Source organism: Roseovarius sp. MBR-6 (assembly GCF_040547525.1).
Taxonomy (GTDB): Bacteria; Pseudomonadota; Alphaproteobacteria; order Rhodobacterales; family Rhodobacteraceae; genus Roseovarius.
In genome coordinates this window covers 75,349-90,704 of the sequence record NZ_JBEPPW010000007.1, presented here as the reverse complement: position 1 = coordinate 90,704, position 15,356 = coordinate 75,349, and the positions used below count along the sequence as shown (strand labels likewise).

Annotated in this window: 17 protein-coding genes; 14 read left to right on the top strand and 3 right to left on the bottom strand. The window is 65.8% G+C overall.

Annotated features, from left to right (window positions below):
- Nucleotides 1-109: 109 nt before the first annotated feature.
- Genes ABIE57_RS10985 through ABIE57_RS10975 form a run of 3 tightly spaced genes read left to right on the top strand, consistent with a single transcriptional unit; the run spans nucleotide 110 to nucleotide 2,556 of the window.
- Nucleotides 110-352, top strand: coding sequence for a DUF4170 domain-containing protein (locus ABIE57_RS10985; RefSeq protein WP_354539061.1), 243 nt, complete (start codon nucleotides 110-112; stop codon nucleotides 350-352).
- 6 nt (nucleotides 353-358) lie between these two features.
- Entirely contained in the window at nucleotides 359-1,579 is a 1,221-nt protein-coding gene (locus tag ABIE57_RS10980; protein WP_354539060.1) for a 3-deoxy-D-manno-octulosonic acid transferase, read from the top strand.
- Nucleotides 1,576-2,556 (top strand): tetraacyldisaccharide 4'-kinase, encoded by a 981-nt coding sequence (locus ABIE57_RS10975; RefSeq protein ID WP_354539059.1) that lies wholly within the window; start codon nucleotides 1,576-1,578, stop codon nucleotides 2,554-2,556. The genes ABIE57_RS10980 and ABIE57_RS10975 overlap by 4 nt, the downstream gene beginning before the upstream one ends.
- A gap of 48 nt (nucleotides 2,557-2,604) precedes the next feature.
- Here ABIE57_RS10975 and ABIE57_RS10970 read toward each other — a convergent pair whose 3' ends face one another.
- Together ABIE57_RS10970 and ABIE57_RS10965 are read right to left on the bottom strand one after the other, a co-directional pair.
- Nucleotides 2,605-3,198, bottom strand: a complete 594-nt coding sequence (locus tag ABIE57_RS10970; RefSeq protein WP_354539058.1) for a DsbA family protein — start codon at nucleotides 3,196-3,198, stop codon at nucleotides 2,605-2,607.
- A 5-nt stretch (nucleotides 3,199-3,203) separates the two neighbouring features.
- Nucleotides 3,204-3,719, bottom strand: coding sequence for a DUF721 domain-containing protein (locus tag ABIE57_RS10965; RefSeq protein WP_354539057.1), 516 nt, complete (start codon nucleotides 3,717-3,719; stop codon nucleotides 3,204-3,206).
- Between the two features lie 80 nt (nucleotides 3,720-3,799).
- Here ABIE57_RS10965 and ABIE57_RS10960 point away from each other — a divergent pair, with 80 nt between their 5' ends.
- Together ABIE57_RS10960 and ABIE57_RS10955 are read left to right on the top strand one after the other, a co-directional pair.
- Nucleotides 3,800-4,894: an A/G-specific adenine glycosylase gene (locus ABIE57_RS10960; RefSeq protein WP_354539056.1), complete on the top strand. Its 1,095-nt coding sequence runs from the start codon at nucleotides 3,800-3,802 to the stop codon at nucleotides 4,892-4,894.
- Nucleotides 4,891-6,027 (top strand): alkane 1-monooxygenase, encoded by a 1,137-nt coding sequence (locus ABIE57_RS10955; protein ID WP_354539055.1) that lies wholly within the window; start codon nucleotides 4,891-4,893, stop codon nucleotides 6,025-6,027. Before ABIE57_RS10960 ends, ABIE57_RS10955 begins: the two co-directional genes overlap by 4 nt.
- Before the next feature lie 16 nt (nucleotides 6,028-6,043).
- Here ABIE57_RS10955 and tldD read toward each other — a convergent pair whose 3' ends face one another.
- Nucleotides 6,044-7,465: a metalloprotease TldD gene (gene tldD / locus ABIE57_RS10950; RefSeq protein WP_354539054.1), complete on the bottom strand. Its 1,422-nt coding sequence runs from the start codon at nucleotides 7,463-7,465 to the stop codon at nucleotides 6,044-6,046.
- A 199-nt stretch (nucleotides 7,466-7,664) separates the two neighbouring features.
- Between tldD and coxB the strand changes: the two genes are divergently transcribed.
- The 9 genes from coxB to ABIE57_RS10905 all read left to right on the top strand — a co-directional run bounded on the left by coxB (nucleotide 7,665) and on the right by ABIE57_RS10905 (nucleotide 15,129).
- On the top strand, nucleotides 7,665-8,540 hold the full coding sequence (gene coxB, locus ABIE57_RS10945) for a cytochrome c oxidase subunit II (protein WP_354539053.1): 876 nt from the start codon (nucleotides 7,665-7,667) through the stop codon (nucleotides 8,538-8,540).
- A 64-nt stretch (nucleotides 8,541-8,604) separates the two neighbouring features.
- Nucleotides 8,605-9,552, top strand: a complete 948-nt coding sequence (cyoE, locus tag ABIE57_RS10940; protein WP_354539052.1) for a heme o synthase — start codon at nucleotides 8,605-8,607, stop codon at nucleotides 9,550-9,552.
- Nucleotides 9,549-9,719 carry a cytochrome c oxidase system small membrane protein gene (locus tag ABIE57_RS10935; RefSeq protein WP_354539051.1) on the top strand — a complete coding sequence of 57 codons (171 nt, stop codon included), beginning with the start codon at nucleotides 9,549-9,551 and terminating at the stop codon, nucleotides 9,717-9,719. Before cyoE ends, ABIE57_RS10935 begins: the two co-directional genes overlap by 4 nt.
- 5 nt (nucleotides 9,720-9,724) lie before the next feature.
- Nucleotides 9,725-10,300 (top strand): cytochrome c oxidase assembly protein, encoded by a 576-nt coding sequence (locus ABIE57_RS10930; protein WP_354539153.1) that lies wholly within the window; start codon nucleotides 9,725-9,727, stop codon nucleotides 10,298-10,300.
- Nucleotides 10,301-10,325: 25 nt separating this feature from the next.
- A complete protein-coding gene (locus ABIE57_RS10925) occupies nucleotides 10,326-11,126 on the top strand; it encodes a cytochrome c oxidase subunit 3 (RefSeq protein WP_354539050.1) in 801 nt (266 codons plus the stop codon).
- 88 nt (nucleotides 11,127-11,214) lie between these two features.
- The gene (locus ABIE57_RS10920) at nucleotides 11,215-11,898 is read left to right on the top strand and encodes an SURF1 family protein (RefSeq protein WP_354539049.1); all 684 of its coding nucleotides are present in this window, start codon (nucleotides 11,215-11,217) and stop codon (nucleotides 11,896-11,898) included.
- Nucleotides 11,895-13,283 carry a threonine synthase gene (gene thrC, locus ABIE57_RS10915; protein ID WP_354539048.1) on the top strand — a complete coding sequence of 463 codons (1,389 nt, stop codon included), beginning with the start codon at nucleotides 11,895-11,897 and terminating at the stop codon, nucleotides 13,281-13,283. Before ABIE57_RS10920 ends, thrC begins: the two co-directional genes overlap by 4 nt.
- Nucleotides 13,280-14,542, top strand: a complete 1,263-nt coding sequence (locus tag ABIE57_RS10910) for a M16 family metallopeptidase (RefSeq protein WP_354539047.1) — start codon at nucleotides 13,280-13,282, stop codon at nucleotides 14,540-14,542. The genes thrC and ABIE57_RS10910 overlap by 4 nt, the downstream gene beginning before the upstream one ends.
- Nucleotides 14,542-15,129, top strand: a complete 588-nt coding sequence (locus ABIE57_RS10905) for a GNAT family N-acetyltransferase (protein WP_354539046.1) — start codon at nucleotides 14,542-14,544, stop codon at nucleotides 15,127-15,129. Before ABIE57_RS10910 ends, ABIE57_RS10905 begins: the two co-directional genes overlap by 1 nt.
- The last annotated feature ends 227 nt before the right edge of the window (nucleotides 15,130-15,356 follow it).

Genomic DNA, 15,356 nt, shown 5'->3' with positions numbered 1-15,356 from the left:
TGCGGTTGCCCGTCGCGGCGGACAAAGTCAAGCGCCCCCCTGCCTGCCTTGACGCGCGGGGCCAAAGGGCTAGGGTGCGCGCAACTTCGGCAGAGCAAGGATTTACGCCATGGCCCAACGTCTTCACCTGGTTTTCGGCGGCGAACTGGTCGATCCCTCGCGCAATGTCTTTCGGGATGTGAACGACCTTCATGTGGTAGGGATCTTTCCCGATTACGACACCGCCTACAACGCCTGGAAGGCCGAGGCGCAGCGCACCGTGGACAATGCCCATATGCGCTATTTCATCGCCCATCTGCACAAGCTGCGCGATGAGGCGCAAGAGGCTTCGCCCACCGAAGAACTGGGCTGATATGTGATGAGCCGCTCGCTCAGCCTTGCGGCCTATCTCGCTGTCGCGCGCCGGGGCGGGACCCTCGGTGCAGCGCCTGACCGGCCACGTCCCGACGGGGCGGTCATCTGGGCCCATGCGGCGGATGCGGGGCGGGCCGATGTGCTGGCGCATCTGGCCGAGCGGCTGGCGCAGCATCGCCCCGGACTGCACATGGTCCTGACCTCGCCTGATGGCCCGCCCCGCAGTCTGCGCACGCATGGCCGGGTGATCTGGCAGGCCTTGCCGCCGGACACCCTCGCCGCGGCGGAGGCGTTTCTGGGGCATTGGCGGCCCGATCTGGTGCTCTGGACCGGCGGAGACCTCAAGCCGGCCTTGCTCATCTGTGCGGCGCGGGAGGGGGTGCGGCTCTATCTCGTGGATGCCGAGGCAGCCCTTCTGGAACGGTCGCACTGGCGCTGGTTTCCCGATCTGGCACGGGCGGTGCTGACCGAATTCGAAGAGATCCACGCGCGTGACGAGGCGGCGGCGCGGCAGGCGCGCCGGTTGGGCGCACCGCCGCAGCGGGTCAGGATGACCGGCGTCCTGCGGGCAGGCGCGTTGTCGCTGCCCTACAACCTGTCCGACCGGGACGAGCTGGCGCAAATCCTGCGCGGGCGCCCGGTCTGGCTCGCGGCGATGGCGCAGCGCGACGAACTGGAGACAGTGCTTGCGGCGCATCGCGAGGTGAGCCGGATGGCGCACCGTGCGCTGCTGGTCGTGGTGCCGGACGAACTTGAGGACAGCGACGCCATGGCCGGGGCTCTCGACACGGCGGGCTGGCGCTGGATCGCGTGGTCCACCGGCGCGCTGCCCGATGAGGCGACGCAGGTGATCCTTGCCGATACGCGCGGCGAGATGGGCCTGTGGTATCGGCTGGCACCCGTGACGTTCATGGGGTCGTCGCTGGCCTCGGGACAGCACGGGCGCGACCCGAACGAGCCGGCGGCGCATGGCTCGGCGATCCTTTATGGCCCGAACGTGGCGCGGTATCTGACGCGCTATTCGCGCTATGCCGAGGCGGGCGCGGCGCGGATCGTGCGTGACACGGCGACCCTGGCCGCCGCCGTGCAGGCATTGTTGCCGCCCGATCGGGCGGCGGCGATGGCGCACGCGGCCTGGGATGTGGCCTCGCGCGGGGCGGAGGTGATGGACCGGGTGGTGGACATGATACTTGACCGGCTCGACCGGGAGGAGGCGTCGCGGTGAGGCCGCGCACCCTGTCGGTGGCGTGCCTGCGCGCGCTGGCGCTGGCGCCGCTGTGCTGGTGGACGGCGCGCAGAACGGCACGGCGGATGGCGTGGCGGGGATGGCGCGCGCCGGTGCCGGTCATTTCGGTGGACAGCCTTTTCGGCGAGATGGCTCAGACGGGGGCGCTGGCGGTGATCGGGCAGCTTCGGGAGATGGGCCTTTCGCCTTTGGTGCTGATGGGCGGGGAGACGCTTGCACCGTTCGAGGTTGACGTGCAGAAACATACGTATGCGGATGTTGGTGGGGCTGCGCTGCTTGCAGCGGCCTTCGCGCCGACATGGGTGGCCGCTGATCCGGTCGAGGCGGCGCGGGTGGCGCTATTGCATACGTCATCGTATGGATCGCCTCCCAAATGTATCGTCATGGTCGGAGAATCCTATAACCCGAATGCTCAAAAAGACATTTCCATAACGATTGTCGACGCGGCCCGCGGATTTGGCAACGGCATGTGCCGTCCGGCGGGTCCACTGCCGGAACCTTTGGAACAGGCGCTGGCGCGGGTCGATATCTGTCTGACCATTGGCCCGCCTGCCCTGCAAGAGCAGTTTGCCGCTGCGTGGGGTCAGGTGATTCCGGCGCAAAACATGCGTGCACGTATGGAGGCTTTGCCGACCGGGATGGACTGGCGGGGCCTGCGTGCCCTGGCGTTTACGGGCGGGCGCGCGCCCGAGCATTTCGTTGCCACCTTGCGTGGGCTTGGGGCCGAGGTCGCGCGCGCGGCAACGCTGTCGGCAGGCGCGCCGGTCACGCGCGCGCTCGTCACACGTCTGCGGAAAGAGGCGGCGCTGCTTGGCGCGCAGCTTGTCACCACCGAAGCCGATGCCGTGCGCCTGCCCGACGATCTGCGACGCGAGGTGCTGGTGCTGCCGATGCGGCTTCGGGTCGAGGACTGGGGCGCGCTTGAGGCCGCGCTGGACCGGCTGGGTATGCCATGATCCGGGCCGGGACTGGTGCCCGGCCCGGCCCGGCCCATGAAGCGGACCTTATTCCGCCAGCTTCTCGTCGATGATCGCCTTGAGATCGGCATAGGCCATGTTGCCGTATTTCTTCTCGTTGATGACCAGGGTGGGGGTGGAATTCACGTCATGCGCGGTGGCGTTTTCCTGATACCACGCAACCAGCGCCTGTGCCTTGTCGCGGTCATTGAGGCACGCTTCGAGCGCGTCAGGCTCTATCCCGGCCAGCTTGCCGATGCGGCGCAGGTTGTCGGCGATGGCGGCAGGCTCTCCCTGCGCCCAGTCGCGCTGCTGCGCGTAAAGCATGTCGGCGATGCCGAAGAACTTGTCGGGCCCGCCGCAGCGCGCCACCATCGACGCCCAGAGACCGAATCGGTCGAAATAGACATCGCGGTAGACGAAGTGGATCTTGCCGGTGTCGATATACTCGGCCTTCAGTTCCTTGAGCGGCCCGTTGTGGAAATTGGCGCAATGCGGACAGGTGAACGAGGCATATTCGATGATCGTGACCTTGGCGTCCTCGGGCCCCATGGTCATTTCGGTGATCGTGCTCTCTTGCGCGCTCAGCGGTGCGGCGAGGGTGGCGAGCGCCAGCGCACCGGCGGCGAAGAGATGTTTCATCAGGGTCATGGTCTGTCCTTCTTCGATCTGGTCAATACGTTCTGCGCCAGCTTTTCCAGCGCGGCGCGCAGGCTGTCATCGGTCACGGGCGCGACCAATTCGCCCGCGCGGGCGAGGGTTTCGGGGGCGGGGGGCACGGTCTGTGCCTTGCGCCGGTGGGTGAAATCCGCCTGTCCCTCGGCAAAGCCCGAGGGCGCGGTCTGTGTCAGGCGGATTCGCACGATGGCGTTGTAGCCGTAGACGGCGTTGATCCTTTCGCGCAGCGATTCTTTCTGCATCTCGAGCATGGGAGCCTGCGCGCCCGTGGTCAGAAGCGTGAGTGTCGCGCCCATGCCGTGCCGCCCGTAGGAGATATCGACAGGGCGCGCGATGGCGGCGACGCTCTCGCCCGCGATCTCGGGCCAATGGGTCAACAGGCGCGTCTGCGCGAAACCGCGCGATTCGGACGCGCGGCGAATGCTCGGCAGCAACAGCGCCGAGGTGCGATTGAAGCCTTTCGGTCCGGTCTGGCGCGTGGCCATGGTTGGTTCTCTCCCGTCTGACGCTAATCTATGTCATGGAACGGGGGATGAAAGACCCGATTGCACCGAAGGGATAAACTATGCGTCAGGCCGCCGATCCGGGGCTGTTGCTCGAGTGGTATGACACCCATGCGCGCGACCTGCCGTGGCGCATCGGCCCCGGCGCGCGGGCGCGCGGGGTGCGGCCCGATCCCTATCGTGTGTGGCTGTCGGAGGTGATGCTGCAACAGACCACGGTGGCGGCGGTCAAGGCGTATTATGATCGGTTCACGACGCTCTGGCCCGATGTGGGGGCGCTCGCGGCAGCCGAGGATGGCAGCGTGATGGGGGAATGGGCCGGGCTTGGATATTATGCGCGGGCGCGCAACCTGCTGAAATGCGCGCGCGTCGTGGCGGGCGCGTGTGGCGGGCGCTTCCCCGAGACGCGCGAGGGGTTGATGGCTCTGCCCGGGATCGGCCCCTATACGGCGGCGGCGATTGCGGCCATTGCCTTTGATCGGCCCGAGGTGGTGGTCGATGGCAATGTCGAGCGGGTGATGGCGCGGCTGCATGACATCCGCACGCCCTTGCCGCGTGCCAAGCCCGAACTGACCGAAGCGGCGGCGCGGTTGACGCCCGCCGTGCGGCCCGGTGATTACGCGCAGGCGGTGATGGATCTGGGGGCCACGATCTGCACGCCGCGCGCGCCCGCCTGCGGCATATGCCCGTGGCGCGACCCCTGCGCGGCGCGGGCGGCGGGGGTGGCGGAAACGCTGCCCGCCCGCCTGCCGAAAGTGCCCAAGCCGGTGCGCATTGGCCATGCCTATGTGGCACGCCGCGGCGATGGCGCGTGGCTCTTGGAGCGGCGGCCCGATACGGGGCTTCTGGGCGGGATGCTGGGCTGGCCCGGCAGCGATTGGGGCGAGGACCCCGAACCTGCGCCGCCCGTCGAGGCGGCGTGGCGCGAGATCGGCGCGGACGCGCGCCACACCTTCACCCATTTCCATTTGCGCCTGAGGGTGCATGTGGCCCTTGTCGGCCCCGAGGCAGTGCCCGAGCGCGGCACCTTCATGCCGCAGGCGGCCTTTCGCCCCGCGTCGTTACCTACCGTCATGCGAAAGGTATTTGACCTTGCGCAAGGCGCGTTCGACACTTTGCCCCAAGACTGGCCCAAACCGCCAAGGAGCGTCCCATGATCCCCGCCGCCCAAGTTGCCCGCTTGCAAAGCGCCCTGCCGTTCTGGATGTCCTTCCTGCTGGTGCCCGTGGCGATCCTCGGCGCGGTGCAGGGCGGGTGGACGGTGATCCTTCTGCCGGTCATCACATGGTATTTCTTTTCCATCCTCGACGCCTTTCTCGGCACCTATACCGAGAATGCGGACCTGACGACGCGCGAGGATCAGCTTTTCTGGTATCGCGCGATCACGATGCTCTGGGCGCCGGTGCAGTTTTTGCTGCTTTACTGGATGATCTGGTATGTGACGGGACCGGGCGACGCGCATCTGAACCCGCTGGAAACCATCGTGCTTTTTTTCGGGGTGGGCGTGATCACCGGCACGGTGGGGATCAATTACAGCCACGAACTCATGCATCAAAAGGACCGGGGAGAGCGGTTTCTGGGCGATGTGCTTCTGGCGATGGTGCTTTATTCGCATTTCCGGTCAGAGCATTTGCAGGTTCATCACCGCCATGTCGGCACGCCGCGCGATCCGGTGACGGCGCGCTATAACGAGGGGTTCCATCGGTTTTTCCCGCGCGTTCTGCACGAGTGCTGGCGCTCGGCCTTTCGCGCCGAAGCCGCGATGCTGGCGCGCAAGGGGCGGCCCTGGCATGACCTCGGGAATCCGTTCTGGCGCTACTGGGCGCTTCAGGCCTACATGATTGTTCTGGCCGGGCTGATTGGCGGCTGGGTGGGGCTCGCGCTATTTCTCTGGCAGGCCATCGTTGCCATCTGGCAGTTGGAACTGGTCAATTACATCGAGCATTACGGCCTCACGCGCAAACATCTGGGCGCGGGCAGGTATGAGCATGTCAAGCCGCGCCATAGCTGGAACGCGGCGCATCGCGCGTCGAACTGGCTGTTGATCAACCTGCAACGCCATTCGGACCACCATTACAAACCCGACCGCCGCTTTCCCCTGTTGCAGAACCATGACGAGGCCGCGGCCCCGCAATTGCCCTATGGGTATCCGGTGATGACCATGGCGGCGATGGTGCCGCCCTTGTGGCGGCGGGTGATGAACCCGCGCGTGCGGCGCTGGCGGGCGATGTATTATCCCGAGATCACCGACTGGCGGCCCTACAACAAGGCCACGAACCCGATCTGTTGAAAGCTGAACGTCATCGTCAGGCGGCAGACCCGCCCACCGTCAGCCCGCCGATCAGCACCGTGGGCTGGCCCACGCCCACCGGCACCCATTGGCCCTGTTTGCCGCAATTGCCCATCCCCGGATCGAGCGCCATGTCGTTGCCGAGGCCCCGGATTTTTTGCAGGGCCGTCGCGCCGTCGCCGATGAGCGTGGCGCCCTTGACCGCGCGGCCTATCCTGCCGTCCTTGACGCGGTAGGCCTCGGTGCAGGAAAACACGAATTTGCCGTTGGTGATATCGACCTGCCCGCCACCGAATCCCACGGCATAAAGCCCGTCCTTCATCTCGGAAATAAGGTCGTCCGGCGTGGCGTTGCCGCCCAGCATGTAGGTATTGGTCATGCGCGGCATGGGGGCATGGGCGTAGCTTTCGCGCCGCCCGTTGCCGGTGGGGTTGACGCCCATCAGGCGGGCGTTCTGGCGGTCCTGCATGTAGCCCACAAGGATCCCGTCCTCAATGAGGGTGTTGCAGGCAGAGGGCGTGCCCTCGTCGTCGATGGTGAGCGAGCCGCGCCGGTCGGGGAGGGTGCCGTCGTCGAGCACGGTGACGCCGGGGGCGGCGATGCGGTGCCCCATCAGTCCGGCGAAGGCGGAGCTTCCCTTGCGGTTGAAATCGCCCTCAAGCCCGTGGCCGATCGCCTCGTGCAAGAGGATACCGGGCCAGCCGGGGCCAAGCACCACGTCCATCACGCCTGCGGGGGCATCCTCGGCCTCGAGGTTGACGAGGGCCACGCGCAGCGCCTCGCGGGTCTTGGCCTGCCAGTCGGCGGGGTCGATGAGGCCATCAAGCCCGATGCGCCCGCCGCCCCCGGCGCTGCCCTGCTCGCGGCGGCCGTCCTGCTCGACGATCACCGCGACATTGACGCGGGTCATGGGGCGCGTGTCGCCGAGGGTCTGGCCGTCCGGGCGCAGGATCACCACCTCCTGCAACGAGGCCGCAAGCGAAGCGGTGACTTGCACCACGCGGGGATCGAGCGCGCGGGCGAAAGCGTCGATCTCGCGCAGGGTCTCGATCTTGACCGCGAAGGCGGCCCCGGCAATCGGGTCCGCATCGGTATAAAGGCGGCGATTGGTGGCCACGGGACCGGCGGCAAGCGTGGCCCCGCCCGCACCCACGGCAAGGCGCGCGGTCTCGACGGCGCGCGCAAGCGCGGCCTCGGTCATCTCGGAGGAATGGGCGTAGCCCGTCACCTCGCCGCGCACGGCGCGCAGGCCAAAGCCTTCGGAGGCGTCATAGGAGGCGGTCTTGAGCCGTCCGTCGTCGAACATCAGCCCCTCGGCGCGGCGGCGCTCCAGAAACAATTCCCCATCATCGGCACCGTCGGTGGCGGCGCGCAAACGGGCAAGGGCCGCGTCGCGGTCCAGCCGCGTCTCGAAGGGGCGGAAGGGCGTGTCGGTCATGGAGCGGGTGTCCTTTCGGGCGGCGTGTCGCGGGGGGCATATTTGATCCAGATCAAAAAAGCGTCCCTTTGCCGCAACGCGCGTTCTTGTGATGAGTGTGATAGTATGGTTTTAACCGGGACCGAGACAATGGGATTCCATGGTATTCCTGCGATCCCGGCGCTAGAGAGACGAACCGTTCAACCGATCAGGGTGCACAATGCGACTTAACCCCAGCCTTCTGGCCGCTCTGGCCGCCATCGTAGCCCTCCCCGCCGCCGCGCAGGAGATTGTCGGCGCGCCGATCCGGGGCGGCATCGGATTTCAGCCCGCCGCGACCGAACTTGCGAGCGATCTGCAATGGCTGGACGGGGTGATCAACGTCATCATCATCGCCATCGTGATCTTCGTGACCGCGCTTCTGGCCTATGCGGCAGTGAAATACGCCCGCCGCGCCAACCCGAACCCGGCGAAATTCACCCATAACACGCCGGTCGAGATCGCCTGGACCATCGTGCCGATCCTGATCCTCGTTTTCATCGGCGCCAATTCCCTGCCGATCCTGTTCAAGCAGCAGGAGATCCCCGAAGGCGAGATCAATATCAAGGTGACGGGCTACCAGTGGTATTGGGGCTACGAATATACCGACCACGATTTCGCCTTTGACAGCTACATGATCGGCGCACCGGCGACGGGGGGCGACAACCGGCTGACGCCCGAGGTCGAGGCGCAACTTGTCGAGGCGGGCTTCAGCAAGGACGAGTTTCTGCTGGCGACCGATACCTCCGTGGTCGTGCCGGTGGGCAAGGTCGTCGTGATGACCGTGACCGGGGCGGATGTGATCCATAGCTGGACCATCCCTGCCTTCGGCGTGAAGCAGGACGCGGTGCCGGGCCGACTGGCGCAGTTGTGGTTCAAGGCCGAAAAGGAAGGCATCTATTTCGGCCAATGCTCGGAATTGTGCGGGCAGGCCCACGCCTATATGCCGATCACCGTCAAGGTGGTGAGCGAGGCCGAGTACGAGGCATGGCTTGACGGGGCCATCGAGGAATATGCCGGTGTGCCGCGCGCGCGGCAGGTGGCCCTCGCCGACTGAGTGTCCGGGCCGGGCATGGCCCGGCCCCTCCCTTTCCCGCGATGATGGATAAAAGACCCCGACCATGAGCGACGCCAGCCTTCACAGTGCCAGCACCACGCAACCCGGCGAGGCGGGGTTCGGGGATTTCTTTGCCCTGCTGAAACCGCGTGTCATGACGCTTGTGGTCTTCACGGCGCTCGTGGGGCTTCTGGCGGCACCGGTGGCGGTGCATCCGGTGGTGGGGCTGGCCGCGATCCTCTTCATCGCCGTGGGCGGCGGTGCCTCGGGCGCGCTCAACATGTGGTGGGAATCCGACATCGACGCCAAGATGAAGCGCACCGCGCGCCGCCCGATTCCGGCGGGAAGGGTGACGCGGGAAGAGGCATTCGCCTTCGGCATCACGCTGGCTGGGTTTTCGGTGGTCATGATGTGGCTGGCCACCAATGCGCTGGCGGCGGGGCTTCTGGCCTTCACCATCTTTTTTTACGTGGTGATCTACACCATCGGCCTGAAACGCTGGACGCCGCAGAACATCGTCATCGGCGGCGCAGCCGGGGCGTTTCCGCCGATGATCGGCTGGGCCGCGGCGACGGGCACGGTCAGCATCGAATCGATGCTGATGTTCGCGCTGATCTTTCTCTGGACGCCGCCGCATTTCTGGGCGCTCGCGCTTTTCATGCGGAATGACTACGACACTGCGGGCGTGCCGATGCTGACCGTCACCCATGGCCGACGCGCGACGCGGGTGCATATCCTGGCCTATACGGTGATCCTTGCCGTGATGGCGGTGGGGGCGGCCTTCACGCAGATCGGCGGGCCGGTCTATCTGGCCGTGGCGCTGGTCTTCAACGCGCTTTTTCTGCGCGACGCGGTGGCGATCTGGCGGCGGGACGAGGTGATGGCCGAGGCCGACAACTTCATGGTGGAAAAACGCGCCTTCCGGCTGTCACTTTGGTATCTCTTCGCGCATTTCACCGCGATCCTCGTCGAGGCGGCGCTGCGGGGCTTTGGTATGGCGGGCTGGGCATGAGCTTTCGTGAGGAGCACGAACTGCACAAGCGCCGGTTCGGCCGCAATCTGGGGCTGGGGATCGTGCTGGCCGGATTTGTGGCGCTCGTCTTCGGGTTGACCATCGCCAAGGTCTCGAACGAGAATTTCACCGTGCCCACGCAGGCGACGCAGCAGGGGGGTAATTGAGCGCCATGGACCGCAACGTGAAAACCCTTGGCCAACTGGTCGGCGTGGTTGTTCTCATGGGTGGGCTCGCCTGGGCCTCGGTGCCGTTTTACGACTGGTTCTGCCGTGTGACGGGCTTTGGCGGTGTGACGGGGGTGGCCGCGACAGGCAGCGATAAAGTGCTCGACCAGACCATCAAGGTGCGCTTCGACGCCAGCAAGGAGCGCGGAATGCCATGGGAGTTCCGGCCCGTTGAACGCCAGATGGAGATCCGCATCGGCGAGACCGGTCTGGCCTTTTACGAGGCCTATAACCCGACCGACAGGCCTGTTGCCGGCTCCGCGAGCTACAACGTGACGCCCTACGAGGCGGGTGGCTTTTTCACCAAGATCGACTGTTTCTGCTTTACCGAGCAGGTGCTGCAGCCCGGCGAACGGGTGCAGATGCCCGTCACCTTCTATGTGGACCCCGAGATCGTGACCGACCGCGAGGGGCAATATGTCCACACGATCACACTGTCCTATACGTTCCACGAAATCGCCCTGCCCGAGAGCCACGCGGCCCTTGCGCCGGACGCAAAATCCGACAAAACGCTGAACTGAGCCTTCGACGAGGGAACCTGACAAAATGGCACATACCAAGAACCACGATTACCATATCCTGCCCCCCTCCCTCTGGCCGCTTCTGGGCGCGCTCGGAGGGTTCGTCATGCTGTTCGGGGCGGTGCTCTGGTTCCATGACAGCGGACCGTGGATGTTCCTGGCCGGCCTGGTGGCCGTGCTTTACGTGATGTTCGGCTGGTGGGCCGATGTGGTTCACGAGGGGCAGACCGGCGATCACACGCCCGTCGTGCGGATCGGGCTGCGCTATGGCTTCATCATGTTCATCATGTCCGAAGTGATGTTTTTCGCCGCCTGGTTCTGGAGCTTCTTCAAGCACGCCATGTATCCGATGGGGCCCCTCTCCCCGGCGCTCGATGGCGTCTGGCCGCCGGCGGGGATCGAGACGTTTGACCCGTGGCACCTGCCGCTGATCAACACGCTGATCCTCTTGTGCTCGGGCTGTGCCGCGACCTGGGCGCATCACGCGCTGGTGCATGAGAACAACCGCAACGACATGAAATGGGGCCTGATCCTTGCCATTGCACTGGGGGCGATCTTTACCGTGTTCCAGGCCTATGAATACAGCCACGCGGGCTTTGGCTTTTCCGGCAATATCTATGGCGCCAACTTCTTCATGGCGACGGGCTTTCACGGCGCGCATGTGGTGATCGGCACGATCTTCCTCTTTGTCTGCCTGATGCGCACGCTCAGGGGCCATTTCACCCCGGAGCAGCATGTCGGCTTCGAGGCGGCGGCGTGGTATTGGCACTTCGTCGATGTGGTCTGGCTGTTCCTCTTTGCCGCCGTCTACGTCTGGGGCGGCTGACGGGCGACGCCTGTCACGCGAGAGTATTTTTGGAACGATGAAGGTGCGGGGGTTTTCCTTCCCCGCATTTTCCTTTTGAAGGCAGGGCATGCGACAGAGCGTTACTCTACTGGTGATCTTCGGGCTGGCCGGGCTGGTCCTGCTTGTCGGGCTGGGTGTCTGGCAGGTGCAGCGGCTGGCGTGGAAAGAGGGCGTGCTGGCCGAGATCGCCGCGCGGATTTCGGCAGAGCCGGTGGCCCTGCCGGCACGCACGGACAAGGCGGATCGCTATCTGCCCGTGCGCGCAGAGGGTCGGATCGGGCCGCAGGCGCTGCGGGTGCTGGTCAGTCAGAAGCAGGCGGGGGCGGGCTATCGGCTGATTTCGGTGCTGGAGACAGGCGGGCGGCGGGTGCTGCTCGATCGCGGCTTCATTCCGGTGGCGCGCGCGGTGCCCGCGCCGCCCGAAGGTGAGGTGGCTGTCACAGGCAACCTGCACTGGCCCGATGACCGCACGAGCGCCACGCCCGAGAACGATGTGGCGGGCAATATCTGGTTCGCCCGCGATATCGCGCAGATGGCGGGTGTGCTGGGCACCGAGCCGCTTCTGATCGTGGCGCGCGACCTGTCGCCGCCCGAGCGCGGCGTGATGCCGCTGCCGATAGACGGGGCAAGCATTCCCAACGATCATCTTGAATATGCCGTCACGTGGTTTTCCTTTGCCCTCATCTGGGCGGTGATCGTGGCGGTTCTCATCCGGCGGCAGATCGGGGCCGCGAAAGGGGTCAATCCATGAAATACATCTCGACGAGGGGCCGCGCGCCCAGTTTGAGCTTTGAAGAGGCGATGCTCACGGGGCTGGCGCGTGATGGCGGGCTCTATCTGCCCGAAAGCATCCCGGTCATGGTGCCCGACGAGATCCGCGCGCTGGAGGGCGTCAGCTATGAGGAGGCCGCGTTCCGGGTGATGCGGCCGTTCATCGGCGATGCCTTCACCGACGACGAGTTTGGCGGGATCATTTCGCGGGCCTATGAGGGGTTTGGCCATGCGGCGCGGGCGCCTTTGAAGCAGCTAGATAGCGGGCATTTCCTGCTGGAACTGTTTCACGGGCCGACGCTGGCGTTCAAGGATTTCGCCATGCAGCTGATCGGGCAGATGTTCGAGTTTTCCCTCAAGCGGTCGGGCAAACGCGTGAGCATCGTCGGCGCGACCTCGGGCGATACCGGGTCGGCGGCGATCGAGGCGTTTCGGGGGCTGGAGGCAGTGGACGTGTTCATCCTCTACCCGCATGGCCGTGTGTCGGAGGTGCAGCGGCGGCAGATGACGACGCCGGTTGAGAGCAATGTCCATGCGCTGGCGATTGACGGCCATTTCGACGATGCGCAGGCGCGTGTGAAGGACATGTTCAACGATTTCGAGTTTCGTGACGGGGTGCGGCTGGCGGGTGTCAACAGCATCAACTGGGCGCGGGTGCTGGCGCAGGTGGTGTATTATTTCACCTCTGCCGTCAGCCTTGGGGCACCCGATAGGAGGGTGAGTTTCACCGTGCCCACGGGCAATTTCGGGGACGTTTTCGCAGGCTATATCGCGCGGCGCATGGGCCTGCCCATCGACCGGCTGGTGGTGGCGACCAATCAGAACGACATTCTGCATCGTTGCCTGAGAACGGGCGACTATCGCCCGGATGGCGTGGCCCCGTCGATCAGCCCGTCGATGGATATTCAGGTGTCGTCCAACTTCGAGCGCGCGCTCTATTACGCCTATGGTCAGGATGGCGGCGCGGTGGCGCAGGTCATGGAGGAGCTGAAGGGCGGCGGGTTCTCGGTCAGTCAGGGCGCGCTTCAGGCCTTGCGCGAGGTGTTCGACAGCGGGCGCTGTGACGAGGACGCGACGCGCAGGGCGATCCGGGAGACATGGGAGCGCACTGGCGAATTGCTCTGCCCGCATAGTGCTGTGGGCGTGCATGTGGCCGAGGCGCATCGCCGCCCCGGCGTGCCGATGATCACCTTGGCCACGGCGCATCCCGCCAAGTTTCCGGCGGCGGTGGAGGCGGCAAGCGGCATCCACCCCCCCTTGCCCGAGCGCATGGCGGACCTGTATGAGCGGGAGGAGCGCGTGACGCGGGTGGATAATGACCTGAGTGCCATCGAAACATTGATCAAGGAACGGATCGCCAATTGACTGTCAATCTGACAACCCTTTCCAACGGATTCCGCATCGTCTCGGAGGCCATGCCGGGGCTGCAATCGGCGGCTGTGGGCATCTGGGTGCTGGCGGGCGCGCGCCACGAGGAAGCCCGCCAGAACGGTATCGCGCATTTCCTCGAACATATGGCGTTCAAGGGCACGGCGCGGCGCAGCGCGCTCGAGATCGCCGAGGCGATCGAGGATGTGGGCGGCTATATCAACGCCTATACCAGCCGCGAGGTCACGGCCTATTACGCGCGTATCCTCAAGGATGACGTGCCGCTCGCCGTCGATGTGCTGGCCGATATCCTGCGCAACCCGGCCTTTGACGCGCGCGAAATCGAGGTGGAGCGGGGCGTGATCCTGCAGGAGATCGGGCAGGCGCTCGACACGCCCGACGACATCATCTTCGACTGGTTGCAGGAGCGGGCCTATCCCGATCACCCCCTGGGGCGGACCATTCTGGGGCCGGAGGAACGGGTGCGCGCCTTTGCCCGTCCCGATCTGGAAGGGTTCGTGGATCGCCATTACCGGCCCGGGCAGATGGTGCTCTCGGCGGCGGGGGCGGTCGATCACGCAGCCCTGGTCCGGTTGGCGGAGGAGATGTTCGGCGACATGGTGCCCGCGCCGTCGTTCGAGCCGCCGCGCGCGCGATTCACAGGCGGCGAGATGCGGCGGGAAAAAGCGCTGGAGCAGGCGCATTTCGCGCTGGCCTTCGAATCGCCTGATTACGCCCATGAGGATATTCACGCAGCACAGATCTATGCCTCGGCGCTGGGGGGATCGATGTCCTCGCGGCTGTTTCAGGAGGTCCGCGAGCGGCGCGGGCTGTGCTACACGATTTTTGCGCAGGGCGGGGCCTATGCGGACACGGGCATGATGACAATCTATGCGGGCACCTCGGCCGATCAGATGGCCGAACTGGCCCATGTCACCATCGACGAGATGAAGCGCGCCGCCGAGGATATGAGCGCGGCAGAGGTGGAGCGCGCGCGCGTGCAGATGAAGGCAGGGCTGCTGATGGGGCTGGAAAGCCCGTCGAGCCGGGCCGAGCGGCTGGCGAGAATGCTTCAGATCTGGGGGCGGGTGCCGGAACTGGGCGAGGTGGTGGAGCGGATCGACGCAGTGACGCTGGGCGATGTGCGGCGCGTGGCCGAGACCACGGTGGCGCAGGCACCGGCCGCGCTGGCGCTTTACGGTCCGGTGGCTGGCGCGCCGGATCTTGCGCAGCTTGACGCGCGGCGCGCTGCCTGATGCTGCTCTTGCCGCGCCGGAAGCTCAGGATCGAGACCGAGCGTCTGACCCTGCGCCCGCCGGTGATGGCAGATTTCCGCGACTGGAGCGGGCTGCGCGCCGAAAGCGTCGATTTCCTGACCCCGTGGGAGCCCGCCTGGGCCGACGACCACCTGTCGCGCAAGGGGTTTTCCAACCGGGTCTGGTGGGCGCAGCGCGCGATTGCGGGCGGCAATGCTCTGCCATTGTTCCTGATCCGGCGCGAGGATCACGCTCTTCTCGGGGCGATCACGCTCGATAATATTCGGCGCGGACCGGCGCAATCGGGCACGCTTGGCTATTGGATCGGGGCGCGCCACGCCCGGCAGGGCTATATGCGCGAGGCCATCGCGGGGGTGCTGCACCACGCCTATGAGCGGCTCGACCTGAGCCGTTTGGAGGCCGCCTGCCTGCCTGAAAACCACGCCTCGCGGGCGTTGCTGGAAAGCTGCGGGTTCAAATACGAGGGCGTCGCGCAGAGCTATCTCCAGATCAACGGGCGCTGGCGGACGCATGTGCTTTATGCCGCGCTGCGGGTGGATCGGCGGGGGCGCACGGGGGCCGGGTGAGGCAACAAGCACCTATCTGATGCCGACCAGAACATGGTTCAAGACAATGGCAAAGTCCGGGTCCTGCATCGGATCTTCGGAAAATCCTTAGGTCATCGAATATTCGCGAGTGGAGGCGGCTGGGGTCTCGGCCCCGAATTGGCGGGTTTTCGCGCTCTGCACCGACCTTAGCCACCCCTCGATTGCGCCCGAGCGCCTGATCCCGGCGAGCCTTCTCCAGATCTGTT